This is a genomic window from Nocardia sp. NPDC004278 (assembly GCF_053602975.1).
The window spans coordinates 1-1874 of the sequence record NZ_JBSGEQ010000105.1; the positions used below are offsets into that span (position 1 = coordinate 1).

At 66.1% G+C, this 1874-nt stretch carries 1 protein-coding gene; it reads left to right on the top strand.

The genetic code is table 11. The annotated features are described in order from the left end of the window. Positions 1-1874 (top strand): acyltransferase domain-containing protein (locus ACWEO2_RS44230; protein WP_452410866.1); only part of this gene is annotated, 1874 nt, incomplete at both ends.

A 1874-nucleotide genomic window follows, 5' to 3' on the forward strand; every position in this document is an offset into this window, starting at 1 on the left:
CGTTGTTCCGGTTGCTGGAATCGTGGGGTGTGCGTGCGGATGTGGTGGCGGGTCATTCGATTGGTGAGGTTGCTGCCGCCCATGTAGCCGGAGTGTTGTCGTTGGCGGATGCGTGTGTGTTGGTGGCCGCGCGCGGCCGGTTGATGCAGGCGCTGCCTTCCGGTGGCGCGATGGTCGCTGTGGGTGCCTCGGAAGCCGAGGTCGCCGAGGTGCTGGCGTTGCTGGACGGTGCGGTGCAGGTGTCGATCGCGGCGGTCAACGGTCCGGCTTCGGTGGTGTTGTCCGGTGTCGAAGACGATGTCGTCGCTGTCGCTGATCGGTGTGCCGAGCGTGGTTGGCGCACGCATCGGTTGCGGGTCTCACACGCTTTCCATTCGGCGTTGATGGAGCCGATGCTCACCGAATTCGCCACGGTGGTACAGGGTTTGGCGTTCGCCCGTCCGAGCATCGCGTTGGTATCGACGGTGACCGGTGCCAGGGTCGAGCACGAGATGTCGGATCCGGCGTATTGGGTCGGTCAGGTCCGGGACACCGTCCGGTTCGCCGACGCGGTCACCACTATGACGGGTATGGGCGTGACCCGGTTCGCCGAGGTCGGGCCCGACGCCGTGCTCACCCCGATGACCGCCCAGACCGTGGATGACACGCAGGCGGGCGCGGCAGCTACGGTTGTGGCGCTGGCGCGTCGAAACCAGACCGATGTGTCCACGGTGTTGGGCGGGCTGGCCGAGTTGTTCGTCTCCGGCGCCGAGGTGGACTGGTCCGGTTTCTATGCCGGTACCGGAGCTGAGCGAATCGACTTACCCACCTACGCCTTCCAACGTCGTCGCTATTGGATGGCCGAAGGGGCCGCCGGTAGTGGTGACGCTCGATCGATGGGTTTCGTGGCTACCGGACACTCCCTGGCCTCGGCGGTCGTATCACAACCGGATTCCGATGTGGTCGCCGTCAGTGGCAGGTTGTCGCTGCGGACGCATCCCTGGCTGGCCGATCACCGGGTCATGGACACCGTGCTGTTCCCTGGTACCGGTTTGGTCGAGCTTGCCCTGCACGCCGGAGAACAGGTCGGCTGCTCGACCCTCGAGGAGTTGGTCCTGCGAGCCCCGCTGGCACTGTCGGAGTCGACGGGGGTTGCGGTGCGCGTTGTTGTCGACGCCGAGGACGAGACCGGCCGTCGCGGTGTGCGGATCTTCTCTCGGCCCGATGATGACGTCGATACGGTGTCGGCGCGGTCGTGGACGTTGAACGCCGAAGGCGTGCTCGCGTCCGGATTCGACAGCGTGGCTGTGGATCTGGTGCAGTGGCCGCCCGTCGGTGCGGTCGCCGTGGACATCGATGGTGTTTACGATTCCCTTGATGCGCAGGGCTATCACTATGGTCCGGTGTTCCAGGCGCTGCGGTCGGTGTGGCGGGGATCCGACGGTATCTACGCCGAGGTCGAATTGCCCGAGCAGGCCCGAACCGAGGCGGAGCGTTTCGGAGTGCATCCCGCATTGCTCGACGCCGCCTTGCATGCCTTGCGTTTTGCCGATGACACCTCGGTGGAGGGAACCGGACTCGCGTTGCCGTTCGAGTGGTCCGGGGTCACGGTGCATGCGGCCGGGGCCGACGCGTTGCGCGTTCGGCTCACTCGTGTCGGTGAGCATGGTGTTGCTCTGGATCTGGCGGACTCGACCGGTGCTGCGGTGGCGACGGTGCGGCATTTGGCGTCCCGGCCGATCGATCCCGCGCAGCTCACCACTGGTACACCCATTGCCCGCACCGCTGTGTTCGATGTCAGCTGGACACCGATCTCGGTGTCCGAGGGTGAAGTCGCCGCGGTTGCCTGGGCGGATCTCGGTGACGTGGTTCCGGCCGCGGTGGTGTTGGAGTGC